A 3060-nucleotide genomic window follows, 5' to 3' on the forward strand; every position below is an offset into this window, starting at 1 on the left:
GCACCGAGACCGTGCAGGTGGCGGCCGGCCCCCTCCGCGCCGGCCGCCACCTGCACGGTCTCGGTGCCCTCCGTGTCGACGTGGCCGAGCTGCGGGCGCGGCGCCAGCGGCCCCAGGTGGAAGACGATCCGCGCCTCCACCTTGCCCACGTTGCGGAACCGGTGCCGCATGTACGCGGGGATCATCAGACCCTGCTCCGGCCGCAGCGGATGCGGGTCGCCGTCCAGATCCACCTCCAGCTCGCCGCAGACGACGTACACGAACTCCTCGGAGTACGGGTGGTAGTGCTCGCCGATGCGGTCACCGGGCTGCACGATGGCCACGCCCATGAAACCGCTGGTGGAACCGACCGTGGCCGGGGTGAGCATGGCGCGCAGATCGCCTCCGCGCTTGGTGTTGGGCTCGACCTCACTGAGATCCACGATCCTGGGTCGGGGTTTGATCACGTCGTTCCTCCCGTGGTGTGCTACGTCGACTCGCGGGGTGCTGCGCCGACTTGGGGATGCGTCAGGCGTCCGGCGCGGACCGGCGGTCGGTGATGCGCTCCATACGGGCCAGGGAGAGCAGCCGCGCCAGGTCGCCGCCCTTCCCGGCGGCACCCTCGTCGAGCAGGGTGGTCAGCTCCGACACCTGCGCGGAGTCCGCCAGCCCCAGCGCCACGGCCGGGTCGACGGCCTCCAGACCACCCCGGACGTCGATCAGCCGTACGACCACGTCGTCCCGCTCGAACACCGTGCTGCGCGACACCGGCCCGCGCGGGTCGTCCGCGGCCCGCTCGTCCTGCCGGGACAGCAGCTCGGCCAGCTTCATGCCCCTGCCCGGCCGCGCCGGGTAGAACAGCGCGTGCCGCTCCGCCTCCTCGCTCTCCTGACCGGTCGTCACGTGATGCACGGCGGGCAGCGCCGCCCGCGTGAAGAACACCCGCGCGGACTCCTGGTCGTTCAGGTCCCGGTCCTGCTCCAGATACGGGTTGATCGCCTCCTCCACCGCCCGGATCCCCGGCTGCCGGGCCACATGCCTGAGCGCCGCCAGCAGGTCCCCGCGCACCTCGATCGCCCGCACCACCCGGTTGCCGTGCATGAACAGCGAGGTCCGGCACAACCGGGTCGTGTCGTCGACCCGCGCCTCGGGCGACTTGTAGTTCGCGAGAAGTTCGGCGACCTTCCGCTCGCTGCCCGGCTTCACCGTGAAGGTGAGCGCGTGCCGGATCACACCGTCACCGATCCGCGGCTCGGTCTGCAGCCGCCGCCCGGCCGCCGCCTTCTCACCGCCGGTCTCCCGCACGATGTGGAACCGCAGCGACCGGGTGTCCCGGATGCAGCTGTGCATCGGCTCCACCATCCGCACGTGCTCCTCGCTGTTCACCCAGGCGAGGAACGGCGGGGCGCTCTCCCACTCGCTCGTGATCAGCCACTGGGACGGATTCTCGATCGACTGGCACAGCTGGTCGCTGACATGCCCCGGAACCGAGGCGACCTGCTTGCCCATCTGCTCGTACGCCTCCAGGAACTGCTGCTGGGCGCCGTCGCAGACGTCCACCAGCAGCACCACCCGGAGCCGGGAGCCGTCGAAGACGGACTGGGAGACGGTTTTCGAGGCCTGCTGCTCGGCGGGTTCTGAAACGCGCTCAGAAATGGCGGTCATCTGCGTACGTCTCCTTGGCGGGACTGGGGAAGCTTCTTGAGGCTCGGTGGATTTCTCGGAACTCGGGGACTTCTCGGGACCGGGGGCAGAAGGAACGCCGGCCGCGGATGACGCGACGTCAGCGTGATCTCGATCCTGAGCCGGGACCGAACGGTCCGCGACTCGTGTGCACCACCCGGGTGATCACAGGGGTGATTGGTCCCCCCGACGCACGCGGACCCGCCCTCCACCGGGCATGGAAACTGCGACGCGCCCCCGCACCCGCACCCCGCTCCTGGAGGCACCGATGCACCAAGAAGCCGACCACCAGGTACCCGTCCTCATCGTCGGCGGCTCCCTGGTGGGTCTGTCCACCTCGCTGTTCCTCGGCCGCCTCGGCGTACCGCACCTGCTGGTCGAGCGGCACTCCGGCACCTCCATCCACCCACGCGGACGCGGCAACAACGTGCGCACCATGGAGCTGTTCCGGGTCGCCGGCATCGAGCCCGACATCAAGACGGCCGCATCCCTGCTCGCGGACAACCACGGCATCCTGCAGACCCCCACCCTGGTCGGCGACGCCGGCGAATGGCTCTTCAAACACATCGACCCGGGCGGCGGCCTCGCGAAATTCAGCCCCACCGCCTGGTGCCTGTGCAGCCAGAACGACCTCGAACCCGTCCTGCTCGCCGGCGCCCGCCGGCTCGGCGGCGACCTGCGCTACTCCCACGAGATGGAAACCTTCGAACAGGACGACGAAGGGGTCACAGCGGTCGTACGGGACCGGGCCACCGACGAGCGCTACACCGTCCGCGCGGCCTACCTCGTCGCCGCCGACGGCCCCCGCAGCCCCGTCCGGCGCAGCCTCGGCATCGGCCAGAGCGGCCCCGGCGACCTCTTCGCCAACGTCAGCGTCACCTTCCGCTCCAAACTCCTCGCCGAGGTCGTCGGCGACCGCCGCTTCATCTGCTGCTACCTCACCGACCCGGACGCCGACGGCGCCCTCCTCCCCGTCGACAACAAGGAGCACTGGGTGTTCCACGCTCCTTGGCACCCGGAGCGCGGCGAAACCCTCGACGAATTCACCGAGGACCGCCTGGAACGGCACATCCGCCGCGCCATCGGCACCCCCTGCCTCGACGTCGAAATCACTGGAAAGGCGTCCTGGCGAGCCGCCGAACGAGTGGCCGACCGCTACACGGCCGGACGTGTGTTCCTCGCCGGCGACTCAGCCCACGAAATGTCCCCCACCGGCGCCTTCGGCTCCAACACCGGCATCCAGGACGCCCACAACCTCGCCTGGAAACTGGCCGCCGTCCTGCAGGGCTGGGCCGCCCCCGCCCTGCTCGACACCTACGACACCGAACGCCGCCCAGTCGCCACCGCCACCAGCGCCCGCGCCTCCGCCCGCTCCGTCGAACACAGCCACCCCGGCTT

At 70.5% G+C, this 3060-nt stretch carries 3 protein-coding genes; 1 reads left to right on the forward strand and 2 read right to left on the reverse strand.

Going from position 1 to position 3060, the window contains the following annotated elements:
- Both C1I97_RS34295 and C1I97_RS34300 read right to left on the reverse strand, forming a co-directional pair.
- A partial coding sequence (locus tag C1I97_RS34295) for a cupin domain-containing protein (protein ID WP_441349188.1) occupies nt 1-446 on the reverse strand: 446 nt, incomplete at its 3' end.
- Between the two features lie 61 nt (nt 447-507).
- The gene (locus C1I97_RS34300; RefSeq protein WP_111006899.1) at nt 508-1644 is read right to left on the reverse strand and encodes a SchA/CurD-like domain-containing protein; all 1137 of its coding nucleotides are present in this window, start codon (nt 1642-1644) and stop codon (nt 508-510) included.
- A 286-nt stretch (nt 1645-1930) separates the two neighbouring features.
- On the opposite strand from C1I97_RS34300, the gene C1I97_RS34305 reads away from it, so the two are divergent.
- On the forward strand, nt 1931-3060 hold a 1130-nt coding region (locus C1I97_RS34305; protein ID WP_181447040.1), incomplete at its 3' end, for an FAD-dependent oxidoreductase.

This window comes from Streptomyces sp. NTH33, from assembly GCF_003236365.1.
Taxonomy (GTDB): domain Bacteria; phylum Actinomycetota; class Actinomycetes; order Streptomycetales; family Streptomycetaceae; genus Streptomyces.

Bases quoted from the DNA above. Each gene is read 5' to 3' on its own strand.
- C1I97_RS34300 (WP_111006899.1), bottom strand. From the start codon at position 1,644: ATGACCGCCATTTCTGAGCGCGTTTCAGAACCCGCCGAGCAGCAGGCC.